The sequence below is a fragment of the Xenorhabdus griffiniae genome, assembly GCF_001028135.1.
Taxonomy (GTDB): Bacteria; Pseudomonadota; Gammaproteobacteria; order Enterobacterales; family Enterobacteriaceae; genus Xenorhabdus; species Xenorhabdus bakwenae.
This window is the reverse complement of sequence record NZ_LDNM01000172.1, coordinates 1-535: the sequence shown is the minus strand read 5'-3', so window position 1 is coordinate 535 and position 535 is coordinate 1. Positions and strand designations below refer to the sequence as shown.

Below are 535 nucleotides of genomic sequence, written 5' to 3'. Positions count from 1 at the left end.
GCCCTGTCCGGTATGTTAAACACCCTGACCCTCATGCGCGGTGAGTTGGCTGGCGTGATCAGTCAGGGCGTGGATTACCTCAACTACCCCCGCGCGTTTGTCCATGATTTGCAGTCCATTCTGGATGTCCGCACCGGGGGCATCGGGGATTTACTGGATCTCAAATTCCCCGGCGTGATCAATTTGGGGCGCAGTGGGCGTGCCTCGGGTAACAGAGATTCATCGGGCGGCAGCGGTTCATCCGGCAGCCCGGCCTATTCCGCCCGTCAATCCGCCTCGCGCAGCCAAAATGAGGGCTATCTGCCGGGGACGGCAACCACGGCTGCTGTCCTCAGTCAGGGGGTCAGTGCGACAACATTGCTATCGGCCTGGGGGGACAGTATCGCGGTCATACACCAGTTAACCGCCTTGCCTGCGGCGCTGGTTCAGCGTGATATAACGGCCCCCGTCCCCATGCCGGTGGATGCCAGCCTGGAGGATGTCCGCGATCTGAGCGTGCTCTGTCAGGTCATGGCCGCCGGTGAACTGGCGGGTC

At 62.1% G+C, this 535-nt stretch carries 1 pseudogene; it reads left to right on the top strand.

The features are described from left to right. Positions 1-183: 183 nt before the first annotated feature. Positions 184-535, top strand: a pseudogene (locus AAY47_RS19350) (hypothetical protein); the annotation flags it as partial.